Below are 26,262 nucleotides of genomic sequence, written 5' to 3' on the forward strand. Positions count from 1 at the left end.
ACAGAAAATCACTCTTATATATATGTACAAAATTGACTATATTCAAAAACACAAAAAAACCTGCCTCGTTTATAACGAGACAGGTTTTATAGATTAAAACAAATTCTTTTTCCTAATATTACTTAGTAGAAAACTTGAAAGAAGTTTTGGTTTTATAGTTTTCTCCCGGGTTTAAAACCGTAGTTGGGAAATCTTTTTGATTTGGAGAATCTGGATAATGTTGTGTTTCTAAACAAAGACCTGTTCTATGAGCATAAGTTCCACCGTTTCTCATTGGTAAAGTTCCGTCTAGGAAATTTCCGGTGTACAATTGAATTCCTGGTTCAGTTGAGAATACTTCTAACAAACGTCCGCTCTTAGCTTCATAAGCTGATGCAACAAAACGCTCGCCTTTGTCTTGGTTGTTCAACACCCAGCAGTGATCGTAACCTAATCCTTTTTTCAATTGATCGTCTTTCGCTTCAATATCTTTTCCAATTATTTTTGGTTTTCTAAAATCGAAAGGTGTATTAGTTACATCTGTTAATTGACCTGTTGGAATCAAATCTCCATCTACAGGAACTAATTTATCGGCATCAATTACAACTTCGTGATCCAAAATTGTTTTGGTAAAATCGCCTGATAAGTTAAAATAAGAATGTTGAGTTAAGTTCAACACCGTTTTCTTGTCGGTAGTCGCTTCGTAAACAACATCTAATGAGTTGTCATTGTTCAAAGTGTAAGTTACAAAAACAGTCAAGTTTCCTGGATACCCTTCTTCCATGTCTTTGCTGACATATTTCAACTTTAAAGTAGCATTAGCACCACCTTTCACTTCTTCGGCAGTCCAAACTCTCCTATGAAAACCTTCTGGCCCACCATGCAAAGCGTTTTTTCCATTGTTAGTAGCCAATTGGTATTCTTTTCCGTCAAGGCTGAATTTTCCTTTAGCAATTCGGTTTCCGAATCTTCCGATAAGGGCTCCAAAATAAGGATTGGCTTTTTGGTATTGTTCTAAATTATTAAAACCAATAACCACTTCTTCTGATACTCCCGCTTTGTTAGGTACTTTCAACGAAGTAATAATTCCACCATAAGTGATAATGTTTATTTCCATCCCTTTTTGGTTTTTCAGGGTATAATTATCTACTTGTTCTCCATTGGCAGTTTTGCCGTAGGATGATTTTACGATTGATACTGAATCGGTAGCTTTTGTTTCTAGGGTTGTTTCTTCCACTTTTTTATCTCCTTTACATTGAATATTCATACTTGCCAAACTTACTATAGAAATTCCATAAATACAATATTTTAATACATTCATAATTTATTGGTTTTTTGGGTTAATATTAATTAAAGCAAAAGTTTGAAGGTTTCAAAACAGATTGTTTTTTAACCTTCAAACTTTTGTTATTTTACTTATTTATAGTCCGTGTTGAAACAAGTGATAGTATGCTTCATTAGCATTCAAGGTATCTTTGAAAGCACGAATTTTGGTATCATTGTCAATCACGACCAATTCGATTCCTGCAATATCGGCAAAATCTTCCATGAATTCGGTAGTTACCGCCTGACTGTAAACCGTATGATGCGCACCACCTGCAAGAATCCAAGCCGTGGCAGCGATATCTAAATTAGGTTTACAATCCCAAAGCACACGTGCAACTGGTAATTTAGGCAAATCAGCCATTGGTTTCACAGCAGTTACTTCGTTTACAATTAAACGGAAACGAGTTCCCATATCTACTAATGATACATTGATTGCATCTCCAGCAGGTGAATTGAATACCAAACGAACTGGATCTTCTTTTCCGCCTATTCCTAATGGATGAATTTCGCAAGAAGGTTTTCCATCAGTTATAGAAGGACAAATTTCCAACATGTGAGAACCTAATACATAAGATTTCTCAGGAGTGAAGTGGTAGGTATAATCTTCCATGAAAGAAGTTCCGCCTTCAAGACCGATGTTCATTACTTTCATAACTCTTACCATAGCCGCAGTTTTCCAGTCGCCTTCGCCACCAAAACCGTAACCATCCGCCATTAAACGCTGAGTTGCAATACCTGGTAATTGTTTTAATTCTCCCAAGTTTTCAAAAGTATCAGTAAAAGCACCAAAACCACCTTCTTCTAAGAAAGCTCTCAATCCTAATTCGATTTTAGCAGCATCTAATAATGATTGTCTTTGCTCTCCTCCTACTTGCAATTTTGGAGCTAAATTATATGATTCCTCATAAACCGCTACTAAAGCATCTACTTGTGCATCGGTAACCAATTTCATTTTATTAACGATATCAGAAGAGTCGTATCCGTTTACAGACATTCCAAAACGAATTTGAGCTTCTACTTTGTCACCATCCGTAACGGCAACTTCACGCATGTTATCTCCAAAACGCGCCACTTTTAGATTTTGCATTTCGTCCCAACCCAAAGCTACTCTGGACCAGTTTCCTAATTTAGTTTGTACTCTTTTGTCTTCCCAGTGCCCAACAACAACTTTACGTTTTTTACGCATTCTTGACATGATGTACCCAAACTCTCTGTCTCCGTGAGCCGATTGATTCAAGTTCATGAAATCCATATCGATAGAAGCCCATGGAATTTCAGCATTGTATTGGGTGTGCAAATGACATAATGGTTTTTTAAGAATGCTTAAACCGTTAATCCACATTTTAGCTGGAGAAAAAGTATGCATCCAAGCGATGATACCAATACAGTTTTTGTTGGTATTGGCTTCTAAACAAATATCAGTGATTTCACTAGGTGATTTTGCCACCGATTTGTAAATCACTTTTACAGGAACAGATGAAGACGCATCAATTCCTTTTGCAATTTCTTGTGAATGTACGGCAACTTGCTTTAAAGTCTCTTCACCATATAAATTTTGGCTTCCTACTACGAACCAAATTTCTTTTTTAGAAATATCTATCATTTTATCTAAATGTTTATTGTTTATTATTTGTTGTTTGTTGTTAATTGATTGTCGTTTAGCGTTTATCGTTTAAAACCAAAAACCCTAAACTACAAACCTAATTTATTGTCCGTAATACGAATCTTTTCCGTGTTTGCGCTCGTAATGCTTTTTAATTAAAGAATCTTTTAATCTTGGCGCATTTGGGTTAATCAACTCGGTTAGATGTGCCATTTCGGCAACAACTTCCAAAACTTTAGAATTGTAAACTGCTTTTGCAGCGTTTTTCCCCCAAGCAAATGGTCCGTGATTTCCAATAAGAATCATCTCTACTTCTTCGTACGAAAGGTTTTTCTCTTTGAAACAATCTAAAATTTGAATTCCTGTATTGTGCTCGTAATTTCCCTCAATCAAAGAATCTGCCATTGGCGGAGCACAAGGAATATCTTTGGTTAAATGATCGGCGTGAGTGGTTCCAAAAATCGGAATATCTCTTTGAGCTTGTGCCCAAGCTACAGAATAAGTAGCATGAGTATGCGCAACTCCTCCAATATTTGGCCAGTTTTTGTACAAATAAGCGTGCGTTTTTGTATCTGATGACGGACGCATCGAACCTTCGATAATGTTGTTGTCGAAATCTACAATAACAATATCTTCGGGTTTCAACTCTTCATAAGCCACGCCGCTAGGTTTGATGGCGAAAACACCATTTTCTCTATCCACAGCACTTACATTTCCAAAAGTATAAACTACTAATTTCAATGCGTTCAATTGCATATTAGCCTCGTAGCATTCTTGTTTTAAAGCAGTATATTTTGACATTTTAGATTTTTATTTGGTGATACTTTCTACAAATTGAGCCAATTCCGAATACGAATCCATCAATTCTTTATAGGTTTCTACTTGGTCTGATTGTGGGAAATATTCGCTTTCAAAATCACTTCCCATTTTTTTACTTGCTTCAATAACATTTGGATAAATTCCAGCAGCAACTGCAGCATAAATAGCAGCTCCCAATGCTGGTGCTTGATCTGATGCGGCTACTTTGATAGGTTTGTTCAACACATTCGCCAAAGTCTGCATAATAAAAGGTGATTTTCTAGCTACACCACCAATTCCGATTACGGTATCAATACGAACTCCTTCTTCTTCAAAACGGTCAACAATTTTCTTAGAACCAAAACAAATCGAATTGATTAAAGCTTTGAAAATATGCGGTGCTTTTGTTCCTAATGATAAATTAGTCATCGCACTTTTCAATCCTTGATTTGCATCTGGAGTTCTACGACCATTTACCCAGTCCAGCGCAGTTGGAATACTTTCTGATAACGGAATTGCCTCAGCTTGCTCTGTTAAAGTTTTGATGAAATTAGATTCTACTTCTTCTTTTAATTGTGCTTTTTGATCTTCAGATAAAATAGCTGAACTGTAAACCAAATTATCCAATGGCCAAGAAAGCGTATCTTTAAACCAAGCCAACACATCTCCAAAAGCAGATTGTCCCGCTTCAAGACCAATGTAACCTGGAATAACAGAACCATCTACTTGTCCACAAATACCTTTAACGGTTTTGCTTCCTACGTTTTCTTTAGCAGAAACAATAATATCACAAGTTGAAGTTCCCATTACACGAACTAAAGCATATTCGTCAATTTTAGCACCAACAGCTCCTGAATGTGCATCAAAAGTTCCAACAGCAATAATAGTATCGGTAGTCAAACCTAATTTTGTTGCCCATTCTTGATTTAAAGTTCCGGCAACAATATCTGAAGTATACGTTTCGTCGTATAATTTTCCTCTTAGCTGAGCCAAGTATGGGTGTAATTTTCCTAAGAATTCCTCTGGTGGTAATCCATTCCAGTCTTCGTGCCACATTGCTTTGTGTCCTGCTGCACAACGGCTTCTTTTGAATGTTTTTAAATCTTTATTGTCAATTAACAAATAAGTCATTAAATCACAGTGCTCTAACCAAGTATAAGCTGCATTCCTAACGGCTTCATCCTCACGAGCAATGTGTAATATTTTTGCCCAAAACCACTCCGAGGAATAAATTCCTCCTTCGTATTTTGTGAAATTTTCTCCACCCCAAGTTGCTGCAAGTTCGTTAATTTCGTTAGCTTCATTAATTGCTGTATGATCTTTCCACAACACCATCATCGCATTTGGATTTTCAGCAAATTCAGCTGTCAAAGCTAGTGGAGTTCCATCTTCGGTAACTGGAACAGGCGAAGAACCTGTTGTATCAATACAGATACTTTTTATCAAAGAAGGATCAACCTTACTTGCTGTTACAATATTTTTAATTGTTGATTCCAATCCTTCAATATGATCCAAAGGATGTTGACGGAATTGATTGATTGACGGATTGCAATATTGCTTGTTTTTCCATCTCTTGTAATGGCAAACATCTGAGGCTAATTCTTGCCCATTTTCGGTATCAATTAATACGGCACGAACTGAATCCGATCCGTAATCTAAACCTATTACATAATTTTTCATCTTCACTATTTAAAATATGGCTACAAATATAGCATAAAATTATATGAAGTGTAACACTTACACTTCATATAATTTTATTAAATTTTGATTTATTTAGTTATAAAAATAATTCTCAAAAAAGACATTATTTCATCTTTAACTTTAATATCACTAAAGAATAAGCTGGCAGAGTTACTGCCGCTTTTTTTCCACTTAATTTATATTCTTTTTCAGTAGGAACAATTTTTGTTGGCTCCTCCAATGTATTGTATTCTTCTAAATTTTGATTCGTTAACAGAATCATCTTTCCTTTAGAATCAACTTTTTTTCCAGATAAATTGACTTCAATATCCTGAGCTTTTCCAGAAGTATTCACTAGCTTCAAAATCAGTTCTTTTTTATCTACATCTTTTGCTGCAGTTGCATACAATTCATTTTGGCCAGTTAAGGCTTTTCCATCTTTTGTAATTGCTAAAACATCAGTTCCTTTATTATTTGAAAATAATTTTTGAACGTAATAATTAGCCGTACCATAAGAATTTAAATTATCAAACCAAATCATATCTGGAGCCCATTGAAATGCATCTACGTGAGCCATTAAAGGTGCGTAAGAAGTTAAATGAACTACATCAGCATTACGTTCTAAACCAGTCATAAATGCTGATTCTGAAAGTGCTGATAACCAGTTATTCTCTTTCAAACCATCTTCCACACCTTTAGGATGCGCTGCATATTCTCCAGTAAAAATCTTTGGTCCTTTTCTATCATAATTATCATATCGTGCGGCATTTTCTTTAAACCATTCTGGATTTTTATAATAATGCTCATCGATAATTTCAGCATTCAATTTTTTCAATTCATCCCATCCATAATCAAAAAAAACACCATCAGGCGAAGGTCCTGAACCTGAAACAATCGTCATATTTGGATATTTTTCTTTGATAGCTTTTGCAAAAACCTTATATCTTTCAATATATTGTGGCCCCCATTGTTCGTTTCCAACTCCAATAAATTTAAGATTAAACGGCGTTGGATGCCCCATATCCGATCTTAATTTTCCCCATTTGGTAGTAACAGCACCATTTGCAAATTCGATCAAATCCAAAGCATCTTGAACATAAGGATCTAATTCTTCCATTGGAACCAATTCTCCTGTATTGTACTGACAAGCTATTCCACAGCTTAAAATTGGCAACGGCTCTGCTCCTAAATCTTCCGAAAGTTGGAAATACTCATAAAATCCTAAACCAAAAGACTGAAAATAATCTGGTGCTTGTTTGTGTTTGAACTCCACATTCCATCTATTAATCATGGTCTCTCTGTCTTCAACAGCACCAACGGTTTTTTTCCATTGGTATCTATTTTCTAAAGTTCTTCCTTCAACGATGCATCCTCCAGGAAAACGTACAAATCCAGGTTTTAAATCATACAATAATTGAACAATATCTTTACGTAAACCATTTTTTCTGTTATTCCAAGTTTCTTGTGGAAATAACGAAATCATATCTAAATCGATTGTTCCATTTCCTTCGAAAGTAATTTTCAATTGCGCTTTTGCTTCAGTTGCAGTAGCTACAATTTGTGTCGAATAGTCTTTCCAATTTGCTGATGAAGGAACAATAGTTGTTTCTCCCAAAACTTTTTTATCTACATCAATAAATTGAATAATTATTTTTTTAATGGCGTTGTTGTGATTTGCGGCTTTTAACGAAAGGTTATATTTTGCATATTTCTTAATCCCCATCCCTCTAAATCCTTCATTGATAATTTGGTATCCTTTATCATTATTGATGATAATTCTACAAAAATCAGGATTATTTGGGTTTTCAGAAGTGCGCATTGGAGTCGCCATTCCCGATTCCTTATTCAAAGAATGTACATTACTATTGGGTTGCGACCATCCCATAAGTGGCGTATCAAACCCAAAAGTTCTGTTTTTAACCATTTCTGCATACAAACCTCCATCAGCAGCAAAATTGATATCTTCGAAAAAGACACCATACATTGTTGGTTGGATTTTAGTAATTGATTTGGTTAAATCTACTTCTAAATTTGTTTTTTGGGCTGTTGCCAAAAAACTACTCAGTAACAAACCGCAAACGGTACTTTTGGTTATTACATTTAATTTCATTTTTTAATTTTTCTTTTTATTTGTCTATCAAAAGGACATGAATGTACAGTTCTTTTGACAAGCTATATTTTTATACTTTTAACCCGTTGGATGTAATTAGTTTTTGATCATAATTTTTCGTCAGTTCGAGTAATTTTCGATAGAAAATTGTATCGAGAACAAGAAAAATTATTATCAAAAAACGATTCTCGATACATTTTTCACTCCATTTCATTACGCAAAAAAAAACTACCATTGACGTTTTTGATAATTACACCCAACGGGTTATACTTTTAATTAAATTCGAATACTGGTTTACCGTTTTCATCAAATTTTAATTTCATCATTCTCGCATGACGATTAGGGTCATATAACGGATCTACAATAATTTCTTTCAACGGTCTTTTATCTGTCGCTGGCACTACTTTTGGATCACCAACAGCTTTGTCGTAATCCCTTGCATGATATATTACTAAAGGTTCTCCGTTTTCATCAACTGTGAAGGAATTATGTCCTGGACCATAAATTTTTTTCGCTTCATTGGTCTTTAATACTGGATATCTAGATTTTTTCCAAGAATTTCTATCTAGTAAATCCGCATTTTCGTCTGCTTCCATCATGCCCATACTGTAACATGCTCCAGTAGCGCTTGCCGAAAAAGTAATGTAAACTTTTCCTTTGTTTTTAATAACTGCAGGACCTTCATTCACCCAAAAGTCTATGCGTTCCCAATCATAATCGGGAGTCGTTAGCATAAATTGAACTGTTTTTAGTTTTATAGGTGATTCCATTTCAGCTAAATACAAATTAGAAGCTGCAAATTGTCCTCCCGTTTTTTCTGCCCAACAGAAATAGCGTTTATTTTTATGCTCAAATACAGTACCGTCCAGAGAAAAATCAGTAAAGCTTTTTGGATCTGCATCGGCTGCTTGCATTTGTCCAAGCTCAACCCACTTGTCATGTAAAGGATCTTGACCTGTACACTCCAAAACATAAGGTCTTAATTTCCAAATATCTTCTTCTTCACTTGCTGCAAAATACACGTACCATTTTCCATCCAAATAATGAATTTCCGGTGCCCAAACATGACGACTCATTGGTCCGCTTTTATGTTTTTCCCATACTTTAAAAGTTTCAGCATTTTGAAGTTCATCAATAGATTTTGCTCGTCTTAACTCAATTGCGTCATAAGTTGGTACCGATCCTGTAAAATAGTAATACCCATCTGTATGCTTATAGATAAATGGATCTGCTCTTTGCAACACAATAGGTTTATTTGTCAAAGTTGTTTTTGTAGCAGTAACTTCTTCTTTTGACACCTCTTTTTGTGTTTTTTTATCTGTACAAGAAGTAATACTTATCAATACAACTGCTGAAAATACTAGGTTTTTTAATCTGTTTGTTTGCATGTTAAACTTGTTTGTGTGAATTAAATTTATTTGAGAGGTCGGTTTTGATGCGCTTCTCACCAGCTATTCTCAATATTTGAGCTCCACCACAAGATTGACCTCCCATAGCACATTGTAATAAACCAAACTATTAAGTCAATGTTGGATACTTATAGACTTGGCCATAAATCAGCATCCCATTTTAATTCTTTAACTACTAAAACAGGTTTTCCTTTTTGTTTCGCATCATAACCATGATAAAACAAATAATCTACACCATCAAAAGTATAAGCGCTATTATGGCCTACGCCAAAATAATCCTCATTACCTTTTACTACAATGCTTCCGCCACCTTGACTTAGTAAATTACCTTCTTTATCTTTATAAGGTCCTGTAACATCTTTTGATCTTCCAACGGCTACTTTATAGGTACTTTCTTTTCCTTTACAACATAAATCCCAGGAAGTAAACAAATAATAATATCCGTTTTTCTTGAAAATAAATGGTGCTTCAATAGCTGAACTTCCTTCAGAAAGTGCTGTATTTCTTCGTTTCGCAATAGTATGCCATTCCTGAGGTTTTGCAATAGTCTTTAAATCAGGATTTAATTTAACCAATTTTATTCCATCCCAAAATGAACCAAATGACAACCAAGGCGTATTATTTTCGTCAATAATTACATTAGGATCAATGGCGTTCCATTCGTCTCTATTTGGCGAAGATTCAATCACAATTCCCTGATCTTTCCAATGATAATTTTTGTCTTCCGGATTTAAAGTAACATTAGTAGTCACTCCAATTGCCGAAGTATTTTTACCAAAAGCTGAAACGGAATAGTATAAATAATACAAATTGTTATGAAAAATAATATCGGGAGCCCAAATATGATTTTCAAAATTAGGCACGACTGATTCCGTCCAAACGGGTTTTTCTTTAAAAACAGCTGGTTCTGCTTTCCAATTTTTCAAGTCCTTAGAACTATACGTTTTAATTCCTTTTCCTGTACAAAATAGATAATACGTATCTTTTTCTTTGATAACTACAGGATCATGGACCGAAATAGTTTGTGCATTTGATTCGAAAACAATCAAAAACAGTAACATTACTAGCCTAAACTTGGTTTTAAAAAATAGCATCTTTTTATTTTTGAATTCCTTCTGATGTCATTACCACACGTTTCATAGTACCATCTGGATTATAATACAAACGATCCACACAAACTGATCTTCTAAAACTTCCTCCTTCGGTAGGAATAGAGCCATTGTGATATATAAAATACGACTTGCCTTTAAAATCAATTATTGCTTGATGATTCGTATTTGAATTTCCAGCTACCTCATTTAAAATACCTTTGTATTCCCAAGGTCCATTAACCGATTTACTCATAGCGTAAGCAATTTTTTCAGGAAATTGATAGGCATAGGACAAATAATACCAGTCCTTACGCTTGTGAATCCAAGGCGCTTCGGTAAAATTAGGTAAATCTATAGTTTGCATTGGTCCATCCATTTCAATCATGTTTTCTTTTAATTTCACATAATTACAAACGGTATTTCCCCAAAAAAGATAAGCCTGACCAACATCATCTACAATCACTGTTGGATCAATATCATCCCAACTGATTTTAGTTTTGGTAGTCATATCATTGGTAATTAATGCTTTTCCTAAAGCATCTTTAAAAGGCCCTGTTGGACTATCAGAAACTGCAATTCCTATCGATTTTCCGTGAATTGTTCCGTGAGAAACAGTTACGTACCAATAGAATTTCCCGTTTCTTTCAATCACTTGTCCTGCCCAGGCATCTCCTTTTGCCCAAGCAAAATCAGTAGGTTTTAATGGCACTGGATGTTCCTCCCAATTGACCATATTCGAAGAAGAATACACCAACCATTCGTTCATTCGATAAGTATTCTCTCCTTTTTCAGGAACATCATGCCCTGCATAAAGATAGACCTTATCTTTGTGGACAATTGCGGCTGGATCAGCGGTATATTTATCGGTAATAATAGGATTATTCATTTTCAGCGAAGACTGATTTTCGGCAGAAGTTGTTTTTTTTACAGCAGTTGTTTTACAAGAAACAACTGCTGATAAAAGACTCACACTTAATAATAGTTTTGTGATTTTCATTATACTAATTTATTTTCCTTCTAATACTACAACAGAAAATGCAGGAATAATTACTTCTAATTTTCCTTTTGAATTTTTAAACCCTTTGAATTCTTTAGGTTCAATTGCATTTGGTTTATCAAATGAATTGTAGTCTTGTAATTTTTTAGAGGTCAAAATTGTTGCTGTAACATTTTTTAAACCCAATTCAGCCAAATTAATTTCGATTTTATTTTCTTTTTTAGCATCAATATTTACTAAAGAAACATGCACCAATCCGCTTTTATCTTTTGAAGCCGAAGCCGAGATTGCAGGCAGCGTGTTCCCTTCAAAAGTATATTCTGGAGATTTGAAATAAATAGGCAACAATTCAGCATCTTGATGTACACGATACATTTTCATGATATGGTATGTTGGTGTCAAAATCATTTTTGCCTTATCCGTCAAAATTACTGCTTGCAATACATTCACACATTGTGCTAAATTAGCCATACGTACTCTGTCGGCGTGATTGTTAAAAATATTTAGTGTTGAACCAGCTAAAACTGCATCTCTCATTGTATTTTGTTGGTATAAAAAACCCGGATTACTTCCTTTTTCTACTTCATACCAAGCTCCCCATTCGTCCACCATCATCGCTACTTTTTTCTCAGGATCATATTTATCCATAATAGCAGCATGTTTGGTTACATATTCTTCCATTTTTAAAGCCGAAGTCATCGTTTTAAAATAACCATCCTCATTAAAATCTACAGCATCTCCTTTTTTAGACCAATTGATTACCGCATAATGATGTACTCCAACTCCACCCAACATATTTATTGGAATGTTTTTCATCAAAACTTCTGTCCAATTGTAATCACTTCCATTAGCTCCAGAAGCAATACGTGTTAATCCACCTGTATTTTCCCAATCTGACATGAAAGTGGCAAATTTTCTATACTCACCAGCATAATATTCTGGAGTCATATTTCCTCCACATCCCCATGCTTCGTTACCAATTCCCCAAAATTTCACTTTCCAAGGTTCAGTTCTTCCATTTGCTTTACGCAAATCACTCATCGGACTTTTTCCTGAAAAATTAGTGTATTGAACCCAATCAGCTAATTCCTGAACAGTTCCACTTCCAACATTTCCAGACAAATACGGCTGAGCTTCAAGCAATTCACACAGGTTTAAAAAGTCGTGTGTTCCAAAACTATTATCCTCAGTTACTCCACCCCACCATGTGTTTACAATTGTTGGTCTTTTTTCTCTTGGACCAACGCCGTCTTTCCAATGGTATGTATCAGCAAAACAACCTCCTGGCCATCTTAAATTTGGTATTTTTAATTCTTTTAAAGCAGAAATGATGTCATTTCTAACTCCGTTTGTATTTGGAATCTTAGAAGTATCGCCTACAAAAAAACCTCCGTAGATACATCTCCCCAAATGTTCTGCAAAGTGACCATAAATATTTTTATCAATAACAGTAGGCTTTTCAGCTTTTTTAATACTAATAATTGTGCTTTCTTTTTGTGAAAAAGCTAGTTGATTACAAAAAGTAAAAATCAACAATAAGAACAGATTTTTTTTCATTCTAATTACATTTTTTATTGGTTATAAGTGTACGATTAACATTTGTAAATATACTCAAAACAAAAGGATTAAAAAAAGCTAAAAAATAAAATAAAGACAAAATACTCACTATTTATTAACAAGTTTTGAGGAATTAAAAAAGAAAGAAAGTGTATTTATTTATATTTTAGATTGATTACGACATAAATCCAATTCTAAATAAAAGCCTTTTCTTACAATTTAGAAAAGGCAATATTTAAAAAAACTAATTTATTTTTTTACCCCAAACTGGTCTTCCATCTGGAGTTAATCCAGAATAACTTAGGGTTACTTTTCTAGTGGAAGCTTCCCAATCCCATGCATCGCTTACTTTGCATTGTATTCCATTTACGGTAAGTACTTGTTTAGTACTGTCGTAAGACCAATTTCCAGTAACTCCACCAGATACTTTTTTATCGGCAGTTAAAAATATAGTAACTGATTTTTGAATAGTTTTGTATTGATAATTCATTGTAATTTGTTCCCAAGAGCCTACAAACGATGCCTCAGTCAAGGTTGTTTTAGGTACACCAGCATAGCGTTCGGCGGCCACTACTGGCCATCCATCTTCAGTCCATTGAATAGCTCGCACGTGCCCCATCATTACTGCATTAGACGCATTAATCCCAGGCACACCTTCAGGCAAACGGGCTTGAGAAGCGTAAAACCATTCTTTGGTGTCCGGATTTTGAAACACAGAACAATGTGAAAAACCAACCCACCCAGTGTGGTTATTAAAAGAATATGGATGTGTTAGCATAGGCCAACAGTCTGCTCCGTTTGTAATATTGGCACCGTTAATTCCTAAATATGGTCCAGTTATGCTTCTGGATCTAGCCACACGGGTATTGTAAGCTACCGAAAGTTCGTCATAAGCTAAAAACAGATAATAATATTGTGTATCAGGATTGTATATTATTTCTGGACCTTCAGAAGCTTGCCAACGGCTAGTGCTGTGACGAGATGCGATACGTGTTCCGTAATCACTTAAGGTTTTTAGTTGATCTGGTTTTCCTGTTGTTGGATTCAACTTCAAAGCTACAATTCCTGAATGCCAGGAACCATAAATTAAATAGTGTTCACCTTCTGGAGTGATGGTAAAAGTTGGATCAATTGCATTGAATTTAAAATAAGCATTTTCCCAATTCCTTGCCCCTGTATAAGAATAAGGCTTCAAGCCATCTGGCTCTGAACATACCACCATTCCTTTGTCAACCCAGACATTAGATGCTAAATCGTCAGATTCCGCCAATCCAATAAAGGCTCTTTCTGACCATGAAGTGTCAAAACTAGTTCCTGTAATTGGTTCATCTACCACAATGCTGTAATACATTCGGTATTTGTTGCCTACCTTTTTTACAAAAGGAGCCCAATATCCATATCTTGGATTAGCGATAGGTGGTAAAGCAGGAACCATTCTGGCTCTTTTGTTGTTCAAAGAATCTTTAATCCAAGCAGGTGCTTGTGCCATAGCTGTACCCATAAATTCCCACGTAATTAAGTCTTTAGAACGTCTGTAAGGAAAATGTCCGTGTCCGTCATGCGCATTACCATAAGAAGCATCGGTTTGATACATATAATAATACTCTCCAGATTTTTCAACGGATGGATCATGTACGTTGGCTAAATTCCATTGTGCTCTGCTGCTCCAAGAAGAAATAGAAGTGTAATTATCGGCATATTTTGGACCATTAAATGTAGGCGTAACTACTGGAGGCGCAACCACTACAGGATCTGTCTCATTTGTTGCAGAATCCTCTTTTGAACAACTTACAGTAGTAAATACAAATAAAAAAAGCCCGAAATAAGAAGCTGTTTTTGTAATGGAATTTGAATTTTTCATTTTCTTTAATGCTGTTTTCTATAGTTTATACTATCATAATGGCAAACTTGAAAAAAAGCTACGATTATGATAGTATAAATTCTAATTAATTGAAAAAATATTAATAGCTATCGTTTGGAATTGTTCCAGGATTGTTATCTCTTTCTAATTGTGGTATTGGAAAAAATTCCCTACCGGGTGCATAAGAATTAAACTCAGCATCTCTAGATCTCAACCAAGCTAATTTTACGGGATCTTGTAACCATCCCCATCGGCGAATATCATCAAATCGGTGTCCTTCTAATGGAAATTCTAAGAATCTTTCGTGCCCAATTTGCTCTCTCATTTGTTCCTTTGTTAAGTTTGGTTTAACAATACTTAAATTTGGCAAACCCACACGGTCTCTAACTATTTGAATATAAGTATAAGCATCAGCAGTATTGCTTGTTTCATTTAAACACTCTGCATACATTAACAATATATCTGCATAACGCAATAAACGTTCATTGATTCCAGATCTCCAGTCGAATTCATCAACTTTTTGTCCATCAGAGTTTTGGTATTTTCTACAAAACAAATCATTCAAATCTGCTGTATTAGAAGCATATCTAGTTGCAAAATCTTGTCCATACAATTGCATTCCTCCTGGTTTATTGTAGAACATCGTAGCATCTAAACGAGGATCTATAGTATTTGCAGAAGTTTTTTCTTCTTGATATTCATTATATAAAGCCCATGTTGGTTGGACGTCAGTAAATCCAAATCCTCTTGGCCCATAAGTAATTGCTCTGGCTGAAGTTTTTCCCCATCCTGAAGCAGGAGCTCCTCCCCAACCTAGGTCAACACCACCAGCTTCTCTACTGAATTGTACTTCAAACAATGATTCTGAATTGTTTTCATTGTTTTCGGTAAAATTATCACGGTAATTAGCTACCAAAGAGTAAACTCCTAAATCGATTACGTCTTTAAAAGTGTCTCTTGCATTAATGAAATCTTTGGTAAACAAATAGGCTTTTCCTAAATAACCTAAAGCAGCACCTTTGGTCGCTCGTCCTTTTTGTCCTGCGTCTAAACCTGAAACAGTGGTGTAAGATGTAGGTAATAATTCAGCTGCTTTTTTAAAATCAGCAATAACTTGAGCCCAACCCTCTGCTTCTGTTTTTTGTGGATAAATTGCAGCTATCTCTGTTGGAACGGGTACATTCTTAAACATGTTAACTGCATGAAACAAAAATAAGCCTCTTAAAAAATAAGCCTGTCCTAGAATTCTATTTTTTAATTCCGCATTTTCAAAATCGATAGCAGGTACATTAGTTAAAACTTGGTTTGCTCTAAAAATACCCTGATAATAAGTTTCATAAGCCCAACCGTAAATTGCTGCATCAGTAGGATTAGAATTGAATCTTCCCACATTAGCCATAGCTCCCCATGGGCTGTTACTGCGGGTATCATCTCCTTTTAAGTCTAGTAATAACGGAGTACTACGCATATAAGATCCGTCAGTAAGTAAACTTCCGTAAGCAGCATTGACACCTTGCAAAGCATCTGAATCGGTTTTCCAAAAAGAGTCAACTGCACTATTATTAGGGTCAACCTGAATTAAATCCTCATCGTTAACACAACTTGTTGTTATTATTGCTAGTGAGAAGAAACCAGCTAAATAATTATATATTTTATATTTCATTTTGATTTATTTTTAAATTGATACCTTGATTTTAAAAATTCATTTCAATACCTAAAGAGATGGTTCTTGGATTTGGGAAAGAGCCATTATCATAACCTCTGGAGAACAATCCATCACTATTAAAATCGGGATCGTAACCTCTGTACTTAGATATAATCCATAAATTTTGTCCATTAGCATACACTCTTGCATTTTGAATAAAACTAGTTTTACTAACTGGAATATTATAACTAATCTCGGCTGTTTGTAATTTAATGTAATTTCCACTTTCTATAAAACGATTCGAATCTCTTCCGTTTGCATTAGCATCCTGTGTTGATGGACGTGGTACATTAGTGTTGGTATTAGTAGGAGTCCAATAATTTAACATATCTGTATGATGGTTTCCATATCTTCCAGCCATTAAATCACGATACACTCCATTAAATACTTTGTTCCCACCACTTCCTTGCCAAAACATAGAAGCACTCCAATTTTTATAAGAAGCACTAAGATTGATACCGTAATTGTATTTAGGTATTGTTACACCTTGAAACACTCGGTCACCATCATTTATAACTCCATCAGCTGTATCAAAAACACCATCACCATTAGTATCAATTGTTAATTGATCTTTGAATTTTATATCACCTACTTGTGCATTTGTTTGTGAAGGTGCTGCATTGATTTCTTCTTGAGATTGAAAAATTCCATCTGTTTCCCAAGCGTAAATTTCACCTATTGATCTTCCTACTACAGTCATAGATGCAGCCCCAGGAATAGGATTCCCTGAATCAGAAAAACCAATTTGTGTTACTTTGTTTTTTAAAGTACCAATATTAGCAGCAATACTGTATTTGAATTCATTGTGATTATTATTATAAACCAATGAGAATTCTAATCCTGTGTTTTCTACTGATGCGGCATTTGTCTTAACCAAAGCAGGAAATGCTCCAGAAGAAAAAGGCAATGGCACGTCAATCAATAAATCATTTGATTTTTTAAGATAATACTCTGCTGTAAATTGCAAGTCATTATTAAGCATACCAACTTCAAGAGCCACATTAGTAGTATTTGTTTCTTCCCAATGCACATTAGGATCTAAAGCGCTTACTACTGTAGTACCTGGAGCCAATTCATTATTGAAATTATAACTGGCAAAACTATTCATAGTGGTAGCAAAGAAATATTGTGGAATAGTGTTGTTTCCTATAATTCCATATCCTCCTCTTAACTTAACATTGCTAACCCATTCTGGCAAGTGAATGAATTTTTCATTACTCAATTTCCAGGCACCTGAAAAGGAGTAGAAATTAGCCGAATTGTATTTTTGACTGAATAAAGAGGTTTTATCTTGTCTAAAGTTAGCCGTAAGTAAATAACGGTCATCATAACCATAATTCAATCTGCTTATGTACGATTTTGCTGTAATGGTATATTCATATTCATCGGAATTTCTATTATCCGCAAATTGCAGTTTTTTAATATCGTTAGCTTCATATCCTACACCAGATGAATAATGATTATAATGATTATTTCTTTCGTCAATAGATCCCACTAAAGCATCTACATTATGTTTTCCAGCAGTAAAATTATAAGTAAGAATATTATTTACAAACGTTTTAGTTTGATCTCCAGTAGCTATATTAAGAGTTGCTCTATCACTTGGTACTCTATAATACCATCCAAGTTCAAATTCAGGAGTATATCTGCGGTCGAACCAGTGTAATTTATCATAACTAACATCTAGTTTGTATTTTAACCCTTTAACTAACTCTAACTCTGCCCAAATATCTCCTATAAAATGGTTTCTTTTTCCTGTGTTTGTAATTAAGTTATTATAACCAATAACATTAAGCGAAATTGCTCTTTGAGTGTCGCTGTAGGTACCACCATATCCACCTAACCAGTTTTCATCATAAACAGGCATTGTTGGAATTGCGGTTAGTAATGCACCAATTGCTGATTCACCCACCCAACTATTAAATGATTGTTTGTCTGATTCAGTATAGGCAATTTTTGAACCGTATTTTAATTTTCCTTTTTTACCATGCAAATTCAAATTCATAGAATACCTTTCATAATCTTGTGGTGTTTCTAAATAAGAAGTATTTTTGAAATAGTCAATATTCATATTGTATCCCAGAGATTCTGCACCACCATTAAACGAAAGGGAATGATTTTGAACTGTACCCGTACCATAAGCTTCTTTTTGCCAATTAGTATTTACATCATTGATAAAATATGGACTCGTAGGATCATTACCCGGAGCTACACCCAAATTATCATTTTGTTCTGCTGCTGTAGTAATTCTTTGGTAACCTACTCTATCAGTTACTGACCATTCTCTTGCTACGTTTTGGACACCAAAAAGAGATTTGTATTTGATTTCCATTGCTCCTGCTTTTCCTTTTTTAGTAGTGATAATTACTACTCCATTAGCTCCACGAACTCCATAAATAGCTGCTGAGGAAGCATCTTTCAAAACTTGCATGGATTCAATATCTCCAGGTGCAAAATCAAACGGTGAATCTACAATTACTCCATCAATAACAAATAATGGGTTGTTATTACTAAAAGAGTTTATACCCCTAATTTTTATATTTACAAATCCACCAGGCTCACCAGAAGATTGTACTGTAACACCAGCCACTTGTCCTTGCAACATTTTAGCAGCATCATAAGTAACTGTTTTTTTTGCACTTTCCATATTAACAACAGAAACAGATCCAGTTAAATCAGATTTCTTTTGTGTTCCATATCCAATTACTACAACTTCATCTAATTTAGCGTAATCCTCTAAAAGCGTAACTGTAACATTGGTTTGGTTACCCACTTTAATCTCCTGATTTACAAAACCTATGTAAGAAATTATAAGTGCCGTATTTGGTCCAGCTACATCTATGGAAAATTTTCCGTCAAAATCAGTTTGAACTCCGTTTGTAGTACCTTTTACAACAACATTTACTCCTGGAATGGGTGCTCCATTAGAATCTTTTACAACTCCTGAGAGCTTTATTTGCTGTGGAGCTTTTTCTTCAAGTTTAGTTTTAGTTATTACAAGCTTATTTTTTCCTATAAGCTCAAAATTGAAACCTTCATTACCAAGATTTTCGCTTAGTAACTTGTTTGCACTAATTGTCCCCTTTTTTAGTTTTATTTTTGGAACATTTTTAAACATATCTTCTTGATAGATAAATGTAAAATCAGTTTGTTCTCTTAAAAGGTCAAAGACCTCATCAATAGTTGCAACCTTATCCTTATCTATAACAATTTTTACATTCTGCGTAAAAACTTTACTCGAAGAAAAACTAAAGGCAGTCGTACAAAAAAACAATATAAAAGCTTTCATACAGGTTAGTAAAAATTTTCTCTTTAAAAAGAAAAAATGGTTAGTAAATTCAATTTTCATATATTTGTGTTTATTGGTTAAATGTTAATTAATAATCTGATGGGGGGATAAAGTATCGTACTGTCCAGGTATTACTTTGTTCCCTTTCTTTTTTATTTTATTGTGATTTTCTGGTCTTTTATCTCATATTCATTTATAAAGTTAGTTTTCTTAATTATTGTCAGGATTTCTTTTATATCATCATTTTTACTAAGTACTCCATTGAATTTAACTTTTTCAAGTTCTGCATTTTTAAACACCACTTGAACATCATACCATCGAGACATTACGTTCATAATTTCTTTTAATGTTTTGCTCTTGAAACTAAAGATTCTTTTTGTCCATAGCACTTCATTGTAAGCATCAATTAAATTTATAGTAATATTTCCATTTTTAAGATTGATAATAGATTGTTGGTTGGGAACCAAGTATTTTTTTGAATTAAAACCACTTACAGTTACTTTCCCTTCAACTAAAGTGGTATATATTTTATCTTCATCTTTGTAGGCTTTTATATTAAACTCCGTGCCCAAAACCTCTACTTCTTGATCTTTATTTAAAACTTTAAACTTAGCTCCTTTGTGTTCCCTACTTGGGGATACATCAAAAAAAGCTTCTCCATAAATCAATTCAACTTCACGTGGGCGACCTTCTACAAAAGCAACTGGAAATTTTAGTTTAGAGTCAGAATTTAACCAAACTTTTGTTCCATCAGCTAATTTTACCTGAAATTGCCCCCCTCTAGGTATTGTCAAATAATTATATGCCAACCCTGATTTGGCCTTATTGCTATTTTTATAAACTAATTCTTTACCATTGCTAACTACATTATCTTTCTTATAGATTTTATCTTTTTCCAATGTTACAACCGATCCATCTTCAAGAGTCAATTTTGCTTTGTCTGTTCCTGCTTTGATAGTATTGTTTACTATTATTACAGGCTCTGCTATGGGATCATTAAACAAACTTGCTCTGAAGAAATAAGTCGTTGTTAGTATTCCTAAAACAACAGCTGCAGCTGAATAATAAATAATTTTACGCAACTTTTTAAGTTTTATTTCTTTCTTTTCTCTAGCAAATGCTTCCAATAGCTTGCTTTTTATTTTTTGAGAATCAAATTCTTTCATATTATATTCAATTACATAATTGATTTTAACATACTGATTAAACAACTTTTCATTATTTGGATCTTGTATCCATATCTCTAACTGGCTCAACACAGAAGCTGAAACTTGATTGGTTAAAAATTTAGTTATTATATTTTCTATTTTAGTAGTTGTCATCTTTTGATACTATTTTCTATTAATACGTGTAGATTTTACACTACCCTAACTTTTTTCTGTTTTTTTTTATACATTGCACAAAATTTAAGCTAATTATTTCTAATTCACATAATGCAAGAGATATATTCTGACAACATTCAACTGATTCATGCTTTAAAAACGGGAGACCCAAAAGCCTATACTTTTCTGGTAAATACTTATCATCACAAACTATGCGTTTATGCCTACAGTTTTACGCATGATCATAGTTTATCTGAAGATATTGTTCAAAATGTTTTTATGCGTATCTGGAACAAACGAAAAAATTTAAAAGAAGATTTTGTAATTATTAGTTTCCTATATAAATCTGTTTATAATGAATTTATTGATCAATATCGCAGTCAAAAATCTACTTACCCTTTAGAAAAAAAATATATTGATGCTCTTAATATGATTGTAGAAAATGAGGATGAACATTCTTTGGAGCGAATTATTAAATTGGTTAAAAGAGAAATACAAAACCTGCCACCTAAATGTAAGGAAATCTTTTTACTAAGTAAAGAAGATGGACTCACTAATATAGAAATTGCGGAGTACAAAAACGTTTCTATTAAATCTGTAGAAGCTCATATAACAAAGGCCTATTCTATTTTACGTAGTTCTCTGGGAGAAAACACAAACATTTATTTATTTTTAATGTTCAGATAATCTATTTTTATTAGCATTGAATCTGATTTATTTTATAAAAACCTTAAGGTTCTTTAGAGATAGTTCATTAAGTGCTCATTCTAAACTAATTATTATGATACTTTTTTAGAAGTGAGTATATTTACCCTAAAATAAACAACTAAGATGTTAAACAATTATAATTCCGAAGACAAAGTTTTACTATCAGTCGATTGTATCATTTTTGGATTTGACAATGAAGGATTAAAAATTTTATTAATCAAAAGAGATTTTGAACCAGAAAAAGGCAAATGGTCTTTAATGGGGGGATTTCTTAAAAAAGAGGAGTCTTTAAATAAAGCAGCCATACGAGTTCTTAATTTTTACACAGGATTACAAGACATCTATATGGAACAATTCTATGCGTACAGTGACGTAGATCGTGATCCAGTGGAAAGAACTATTTCTGTGGCCTACTATGCCTTAATTAATATTGAAAATCACAATGCTGAACTAATTAAGAATTACGAAGCACAATGGTTTAGCATTTCAAATATGCCAAAATTAATTTTTGACCATAATGAAATGGTTTCTCATGCCATGAGAAGGTTGAGATACAGAACCTCAACAAAACCAGTAGGATTTGAACTTTTACCTGAAAAATTTACCATGCGTCAGTTACTTGAATTATACGAAGCAGTTCTGGACAAAAATTTGGATAAACGAAATTTCATTAGCAAAATCAATTCTTTAGATATTCTGGTAAAACTCAATGAAAAGGACATGTTGTCTTCCAGAAAAGGCTCTTATCTTTATATGTTTGACAAAGAAAAATACGATGCTAAATTGCTAAATCACTTCGTTTTAAACTTATAACTAAACAAGTTGAAAGTTGAAAGTTGAAAGTTGAAAATTATTAAGTGTGGTAATATCAAAAGATGCTCATTAGATAAAACAACTGAAATAGTGTAGCAAAAATTAAAACACTTTATTACATAATTTGTCTGTATTTAAAACCATAAAAAAACCGCCTCAATGAGACGGTTTTTCTTGTTTTTAGTTTGTTTTAGTTGCGTATTACAAGATGTAATCGGTATTAATAAAGTTGGATTCTTTACTATTCAATAATTCTTGTAATATTTCGTTATTGTAAGCATTGTCTTTAGAAGCTACAAAAGTTCTAATAGAGAAGGAACGTAAGGCGTCAAAAACACTTAAAGTACCTACAGCAGAATCTTTACGACCTGTAAACGGATACACATCAGGTCCACGCTGGCAAGAACTGTTCAGGTTAACTCTACATACTAAGTTTACTAAAGCATCAATAAGTGGTGCAATTGTTTTGATATTTTTACCAAATAAACTTACTTGTTGACCATAATTAGATTCAGCCATATCGTTCAATGGTTCCTGAATATCTTTGAAAGTCATAATAGGCACTACTGGTCCAAATTGCTCTTCGTGATACAAACGCATTTCTTTATTCACAGGAAATAGCACTGCAGGAAAAATATAATTATCCGAATGTTGTCCTCCTTTTTGGTTTATAATTTTAGCTCCTTTGGCAGTAGCATCATCAATTAAACCTTGAATGTAAGCTGGTTTTTCAGCTTCTGGAAGTGGCGTCAATGCAACTGATTTGTCCCAAGGATTTCCAAAAATTAGTTCGTCTACTTTTTGAGAGAATCTTTTATTGAATTCTTCAGCAATCGATTCATGAACATATAAAACTTTTAAAGCTGTACAACGTTGCCCATTGAAAGACAAAGTTCCTGTAATACATTCTGAGATAGCCAAATCTAAATCGGCATCTGGTAAAATAATTGCTGGATTTTTAGCTTCTAATCCTAAAACTAAACGCAATCTATTTTTATTTGGATGCTGATCTTGCAAAGCAATTGCCGACTTGCTGTTTCCAATTAAAGCCAAAATATCTACCACTCCTGATTTCATAATTGGCGAAGCAATTTCTCTACCTCTACCATAAACAATATTGATAGCACCTTTTGGAAAACTAGTTTTAAAAGCTTCTAATAATGGCGATATTAACAATACTCCGTTTTTAGCCGGTTTAAAAATTACGGGATTTCCCATAATTAAAGCTGGAATCAATAATGAAAAAGTCTCATTCAAAGGATAATTGTAAGGTCCTAAACACAAAACTACTCCAATAGGCCCACGACGAATCATGGCATTTACCCCTTGGCTTTTTGTAAAACGAGCGTTACTTCTGTCTAATTGTTTGTAATGTTCAATAGTATCATAAATATAATCAACTGTTCTATCAAATTCTTTTTCAGAATCTCCTAATGATTTTCCAATTTCCCACATTAACAACTTCACTACTTCCTGACGGGTAGTTTTCATTTGTGAAACGAAATTTTCCATACATTTAATACGATCCGCCACTTTCATGGTTGGCCATAAACCCTGACCGTTATTAAAAGCATTTTTTGCCGAATTAACAACCTCTGCCGCTTCTTTCTCTCCCATAAATGGAATGGTTCCTAACAAAGTAGGAGCATATTCTTCGGTAGAAGAAATAGTAGAAAAAACCTCAGTTGTTTTTCCTGTCCATTTTTTCAACTCGCCATCCACTAAATAAGTATCTTGGTGTAATAATGTTTTTATTTTAAACTCTTCTGGAATTGAATTCATCTAGTTTTATTATTTTAGTTAGTTAAAAAATGTATTAGTAATTAAGGAGCAACTACTTCTCCATCCCAGTCTAACATACCTCCCAATAAGTTATAGGCATTATCAAATCCTAATTCATTCATGATTTCGCAAGCCTTTCCGCTTCTTGCACCAGAACGACAATAGACATAGTAATTTTTACTTTTATCCAATTTCTCTATTTCAGAAATAAAATCTTGACCTTTATGAATATCAATGTTTATTGCGTTAGCAATAATGCCATCCTCACATTCGTCTCCTGTTCTTACGTCTAAAATTACTGCATTCTCATCTGCTTCGAGTTGAGCAATCCAATCTTCTTGTGTTAAATTCATAATACTATTGTGTTTTTTGTAAAAATACGATGTTTTTAAATAGGAGCGACTTACTATATTTGAATTAGCAAATAATTTAAAGAAAACGTTTTAGTAAGATTATAAAAATCAACAAAAAATACATTTCCTTAATATTATGTTAAAGATTACTTGTTTTTTATCGCTTTAAATGTAAAATCTGCAATTTCGTATTTTCGATTCTAATAAAAATTATTAACAAAATACGCTCTTTCTATCATTAAATTTTAATTACTTTTACTAAAGTCTTAGGTTTTTACCCAAAAAATCGATAGATTAATAAGATTTCGATTTAAAAAATACAAACATGTCAGAAGAAACATTCATACTTAAAAATACCTTCCCTAATTTCTCTAATGAACTGATTCAAGAAATTGAAACCAATTCTAGTTTTCAGTCCTTTAAAGCAGGAGATGTCATTATGCGAACAGGACAATACATCAAAAGCACCATTTTGATTCTAAAAGGACAATTAAAAATTTATCGTGAAGGAGAAGATGGCGAAGAGTTTTTAATGTATTACTTGCAAGCAGGACAAGCCTGTGCCATTTCGTTAATTTGTTCTACAAAAGATCAAAAGAGCCAAATTACAGCGAAAGTGGTTGAAGATGTTGAAGCCGTAACCATTTCGCTGGCTTTAATGGACAAATGGATGATGAACCACCGCTCTTGGTACGAATTTGTAATTTACACCTATAGAACTCGATTTGAAGAAGTGCTGGAAGTTATCGATAACATTGCGTTTAGAGCTATGGACGAACGATTGGAATTCTATTTAAAACGTCATGCTAAAGCTTGTGGTTGCAAAGAAATTAACTTATCTCATCAAGAAATTGCTCTGGAATTAAATACTTCCAGAGAAGTGGTTTCGCGCTTACTAAAAAAAATGGAACAACGTGGTTTAGTCCATTTACACCGCAATCAAATTGAATTAAAAATCTAAGATTGCCCGTGTGACAAATGTTACTGTGGCTAGTCAAAATACTTCCAATCTTTGTAAAAAAAATTAAACGATGGAATATATTGGCTATTTTGCTTCAATTATAATTGGGCTTTCATTAGGATTAATAGGCGGCGGCGGCTCCATACTAACTATTCCTATTTTGGTTTACTTATTCAAAGTAAATCCTGAACTCGCTACTAGCTACTCTTTGTTTATTGTTGGCGTTACAGCTTTGTATGGTGGTTACAGTCATTACAAACTTGGTAATTTACAACTAAAAACTGCCTTGTATTTCGCTATTCCCTCGGTTGTTTCGTTATTAATCATTAGAGAAGTAATCTTTCCTCAAATAGCCACGACGCTATTTACTGTCGCTACTTACACGGTTTCCAAAGATTTATTAATCATGATTGTCTTTGCTATTCTGATGATTAGTGCTTCGATTTCCATGATCAAAAACGACAAAACAGAAATCCTAAATGCTAAAACTAATTATCCACAACTGGCTTTTATTGGTTTCCTAGTAGGAATTGTAACTGGATTTCTAGGCGCTGGTGGTGGGTTTTTAATTATTCCTGCCTTGTTGTTTTTTGGTAATTTGCCCATGAAACAAGCCGTAGGGACTTCATTATTGATTATTTTTATCAACTCGGCAATAGGTTTTGCTGGCGATTTGTACCTCAACACTCCTATTGATTATAAGTTTCTACTATTAATTTCAGCAATGGCTTTTATCGGAATGTTCATTGGAATTCTACTTTCTAAAAAAATAAATGGAGACAAACTGAAGCCTATTTTTGGATGGTTTGTAATGGTAATGGGGATTTATATTATTGTTAAAGAAGTTTTACTGTGATGGTTTTTAACCGCGATTTTTTTTACCACAAAGGTGACAAAGCTTTCGCAAAGAAAAAGAAG

General features: G+C 33.8%; 19 protein-coding genes. 4 read left to right on the forward strand and 15 right to left on the reverse strand.

What is annotated here, in order from left to right:
* Positions 1 to 118: 118 nt before the first annotated feature.
* The 13 genes from AAGV28_RS04425 to AAGV28_RS04485 form a co-directional block, all read right to left on the reverse strand.
* Positions 119 to 1,300, reverse strand: a complete 1,182-nt coding sequence (locus AAGV28_RS04425) for an aldose epimerase family protein (RefSeq protein WP_373405614.1) — start codon at positions 1,298 to 1,300, stop codon at positions 119 to 121.
* Between the two features lie 99 nt (positions 1,301 to 1,399).
* Positions 1,400 to 2,908 carry an L-arabinose isomerase gene (gene araA / locus AAGV28_RS04430; RefSeq protein ID WP_373405615.1) on the reverse strand — a complete coding sequence of 503 codons (1,509 nt, stop codon included), beginning with the start codon at positions 2,906 to 2,908 and terminating at the stop codon, positions 1,400 to 1,402.
* Positions 2,909 to 3,010: 102 nt separating this feature from the next.
* On the reverse strand, positions 3,011 to 3,709 hold the full coding sequence (locus AAGV28_RS04435; RefSeq protein WP_373405616.1) for an L-ribulose-5-phosphate 4-epimerase: 699 nt from the start codon (positions 3,707 to 3,709) through the stop codon (positions 3,011 to 3,013).
* A gap of 9 nt (positions 3,710 to 3,718) precedes the next feature.
* A complete protein-coding gene (locus AAGV28_RS04440; protein ID WP_373405617.1) occupies positions 3,719 to 5,386 on the reverse strand; it encodes a ribulokinase in 1,668 nt (555 codons plus the stop codon).
* A gap of 124 nt (positions 5,387 to 5,510) precedes the next feature.
* Entirely contained in the window at positions 5,511 to 7,496 is a 1,986-nt protein-coding gene (locus AAGV28_RS04445) for an alpha-L-arabinofuranosidase C-terminal domain-containing protein (protein WP_373405618.1), read from the reverse strand.
* Positions 7,497 to 7,768: 272 nt separating this feature from the next.
* The gene (locus tag AAGV28_RS04450; protein WP_373405619.1) at positions 7,769 to 8,884 is read right to left on the reverse strand and encodes a family 43 glycosylhydrolase; all 1,116 of its coding nucleotides are present in this window, start codon (positions 8,882 to 8,884) and stop codon (positions 7,769 to 7,771) included.
* A 149-nt stretch (positions 8,885 to 9,033) separates the two neighbouring features.
* Positions 9,034 to 9,999: an arabinan endo-1,5-alpha-L-arabinosidase gene (locus AAGV28_RS04455; RefSeq protein ID WP_373405620.1), complete on the reverse strand. Its 966-nt coding sequence runs from the start codon at positions 9,997 to 9,999 to the stop codon at positions 9,034 to 9,036.
* Between the two features lie 4 nt (positions 10,000 to 10,003).
* Positions 10,004 to 10,993: a glycoside hydrolase family 43 protein gene (locus AAGV28_RS04460; protein ID WP_373405621.1), complete on the reverse strand. Its 990-nt coding sequence runs from the start codon at positions 10,991 to 10,993 to the stop codon at positions 10,004 to 10,006.
* Positions 10,994 to 11,002: 9 nt separating this feature from the next.
* Positions 11,003 to 12,550 carry an alpha-N-arabinofuranosidase gene (locus AAGV28_RS04465; RefSeq protein WP_373405622.1) on the reverse strand — a complete coding sequence of 516 codons (1,548 nt, stop codon included), beginning with the start codon at positions 12,548 to 12,550 and terminating at the stop codon, positions 11,003 to 11,005.
* Between the two features lie 244 nt (positions 12,551 to 12,794).
* On the reverse strand, positions 12,795 to 14,411 hold the full coding sequence (locus tag AAGV28_RS04470) for an arabinan endo-1,5-alpha-L-arabinosidase (RefSeq protein WP_373405623.1): 1,617 nt from the start codon (positions 14,409 to 14,411) through the stop codon (positions 12,795 to 12,797).
* 100 nt (positions 14,412 to 14,511) lie between these two features.
* Complete coding sequence (locus AAGV28_RS04475; protein WP_373405624.1) at positions 14,512 to 16,074, reverse strand: RagB/SusD family nutrient uptake outer membrane protein; 1,563 nt, start codon at positions 16,072 to 16,074, stop codon at positions 14,512 to 14,514.
* A 31-nt stretch (positions 16,075 to 16,105) separates the two neighbouring features.
* Positions 16,106 to 19,405, reverse strand: coding sequence for a SusC/RagA family TonB-linked outer membrane protein (locus AAGV28_RS04480; RefSeq protein ID WP_373405625.1), 3,300 nt, complete (start codon positions 19,403 to 19,405; stop codon positions 16,106 to 16,108).
* 152 nt (positions 19,406 to 19,557) lie between these two features.
* On the reverse strand, positions 19,558 to 20,727 hold the full coding sequence (locus AAGV28_RS04485) for a FecR family protein (RefSeq protein WP_373405626.1): 1,170 nt from the start codon (positions 20,725 to 20,727) through the stop codon (positions 19,558 to 19,560).
* A 111-nt stretch (positions 20,728 to 20,838) separates the two neighbouring features.
* Here AAGV28_RS04485 and AAGV28_RS04490 point away from each other — a divergent pair, with 111 nt between their 5' ends.
* Positions 20,839 to 21,414: an RNA polymerase sigma factor gene (locus tag AAGV28_RS04490; RefSeq protein WP_373405627.1), complete on the forward strand. Its 576-nt coding sequence runs from the start codon at positions 20,839 to 20,841 to the stop codon at positions 21,412 to 21,414.
* Between the two features lie 144 nt (positions 21,415 to 21,558).
* Positions 21,559 to 22,248: an NUDIX hydrolase gene (locus AAGV28_RS04495; RefSeq protein ID WP_373405628.1), complete on the forward strand. Its 690-nt coding sequence runs from the start codon at positions 21,559 to 21,561 to the stop codon at positions 22,246 to 22,248.
* A gap of 201 nt (positions 22,249 to 22,449) precedes the next feature.
* On the opposite strand, the gene AAGV28_RS04500 is transcribed toward AAGV28_RS04495, so the two are convergent.
* Both AAGV28_RS04500 and AAGV28_RS04505 read right to left on the reverse strand, forming a co-directional pair.
* Positions 22,450 to 24,030: an NADP-dependent glyceraldehyde-3-phosphate dehydrogenase gene (locus tag AAGV28_RS04500; protein WP_373405629.1), complete on the reverse strand. Its 1,581-nt coding sequence runs from the start codon at positions 24,028 to 24,030 to the stop codon at positions 22,450 to 22,452.
* A gap of 41 nt (positions 24,031 to 24,071) precedes the next feature.
* The gene (locus AAGV28_RS04505; RefSeq protein ID WP_373405630.1) at positions 24,072 to 24,383 is read right to left on the reverse strand and encodes a rhodanese-like domain-containing protein; all 312 of its coding nucleotides are present in this window, start codon (positions 24,381 to 24,383) and stop codon (positions 24,072 to 24,074) included.
* 325 nt (positions 24,384 to 24,708) lie between these two features.
* On the opposite strand from AAGV28_RS04505, the gene AAGV28_RS04510 reads away from it, so the two are divergent.
* Positions 24,709 to 25,344, forward strand: coding sequence for a Crp/Fnr family transcriptional regulator (locus AAGV28_RS04510; protein WP_373405631.1), 636 nt, complete (start codon positions 24,709 to 24,711; stop codon positions 25,342 to 25,344).
* Positions 25,345 to 25,414: 70 nt separating this feature from the next.
* Complete coding sequence (locus tag AAGV28_RS04515) at positions 25,415 to 26,200, forward strand: sulfite exporter TauE/SafE family protein (protein ID WP_373405632.1); 786 nt, start codon at positions 25,415 to 25,417, stop codon at positions 26,198 to 26,200.
* Positions 26,201 to 26,262 lie beyond the last annotated feature (62 nt).

The sequence above is a fragment of the Flavobacterium zubiriense genome (genome assembly GCF_041729725.1).
Classification (GTDB): Bacteria; Bacteroidota; Bacteroidia; order Flavobacteriales; family Flavobacteriaceae; genus Flavobacterium; species Flavobacterium zubiriense.

Coding starts and splice junctions, on each gene's coding strand:
- AAGV28_RS04425 (WP_373405614.1), bottom strand. CDS start 1,300: ATGAATGTATTAAAATATTGTATTTATGGAATTTCTATAGTAAGTTTG.
- araA (WP_373405615.1), bottom strand. CDS start 2,908: ATGATAGATATTTCTAAAAAAGAAATTTGGTTCGTAGTAGGAAGCCAA.
- AAGV28_RS04435 (WP_373405616.1), bottom strand. CDS start 3,709: ATGTCAAAATATACTGCTTTAAAACAAGAATGCTACGAGGCTAATATG.
- AAGV28_RS04440 (WP_373405617.1), bottom strand. CDS start 5,386: ATGAAAAATTATGTAATAGGTTTAGATTACGGATCGGATTCAGTTCGT.
- AAGV28_RS04445 (WP_373405618.1), bottom strand. CDS start 7,496: ATGAAATTAAATGTAATAACCAAAAGTACCGTTTGCGGTTTGTTACTG.
- AAGV28_RS04450 (WP_373405619.1), bottom strand. CDS start 8,884: ATGCAAACAAACAGATTAAAAAACCTAGTATTTTCAGCAGTTGTATTG.
- AAGV28_RS04455 (WP_373405620.1), bottom strand. CDS start 9,999: ATGCTATTTTTTAAAACCAAGTTTAGGCTAGTAATGTTACTGTTTTTG.
- AAGV28_RS04460 (WP_373405621.1), bottom strand. CDS start 10,993: ATGAAAATCACAAAACTATTATTAAGTGTGAGTCTTTTATCAGCAGTT.
- AAGV28_RS04465 (WP_373405622.1), bottom strand. CDS start 12,550: ATGAAAAAAAATCTGTTCTTATTGTTGATTTTTACTTTTTGTAATCAA.
- AAGV28_RS04470 (WP_373405623.1), bottom strand. CDS start 14,411: ATGAAAAATTCAAATTCCATTACAAAAACAGCTTCTTATTTCGGGCTT.
- AAGV28_RS04475 (WP_373405624.1), bottom strand. CDS start 16,074: ATGAAATATAAAATATATAATTATTTAGCTGGTTTCTTCTCACTAGCA.
- AAGV28_RS04480 (WP_373405625.1), bottom strand. CDS start 19,405: ATGAAAGCTTTTATATTGTTTTTTTGTACGACTGCCTTTAGTTTTTCT.
- AAGV28_RS04485 (WP_373405626.1), bottom strand. CDS start 20,727: ATGACAACTACTAAAATAGAAAATATAATAACTAAATTTTTAACCAAT.
- AAGV28_RS04490 (WP_373405627.1), top strand. CDS start 20,839: ATGCAAGAGATATATTCTGACAACATTCAACTGATTCATGCTTTAAAA.
- AAGV28_RS04495 (WP_373405628.1), top strand. CDS start 21,559: ATGTTAAACAATTATAATTCCGAAGACAAAGTTTTACTATCAGTCGAT.
- AAGV28_RS04500 (WP_373405629.1), bottom strand. CDS start 24,030: ATGAATTCAATTCCAGAAGAGTTTAAAATAAAAACATTATTACACCAA.
- AAGV28_RS04505 (WP_373405630.1), bottom strand. CDS start 24,383: ATGAATTTAACACAAGAAGATTGGATTGCTCAACTCGAAGCAGATGAG.
- AAGV28_RS04510 (WP_373405631.1), top strand. CDS start 24,709: ATGTCAGAAGAAACATTCATACTTAAAAATACCTTCCCTAATTTCTCT.
- AAGV28_RS04515 (WP_373405632.1), top strand. CDS start 25,415: ATGGAATATATTGGCTATTTTGCTTCAATTATAATTGGGCTTTCATTA.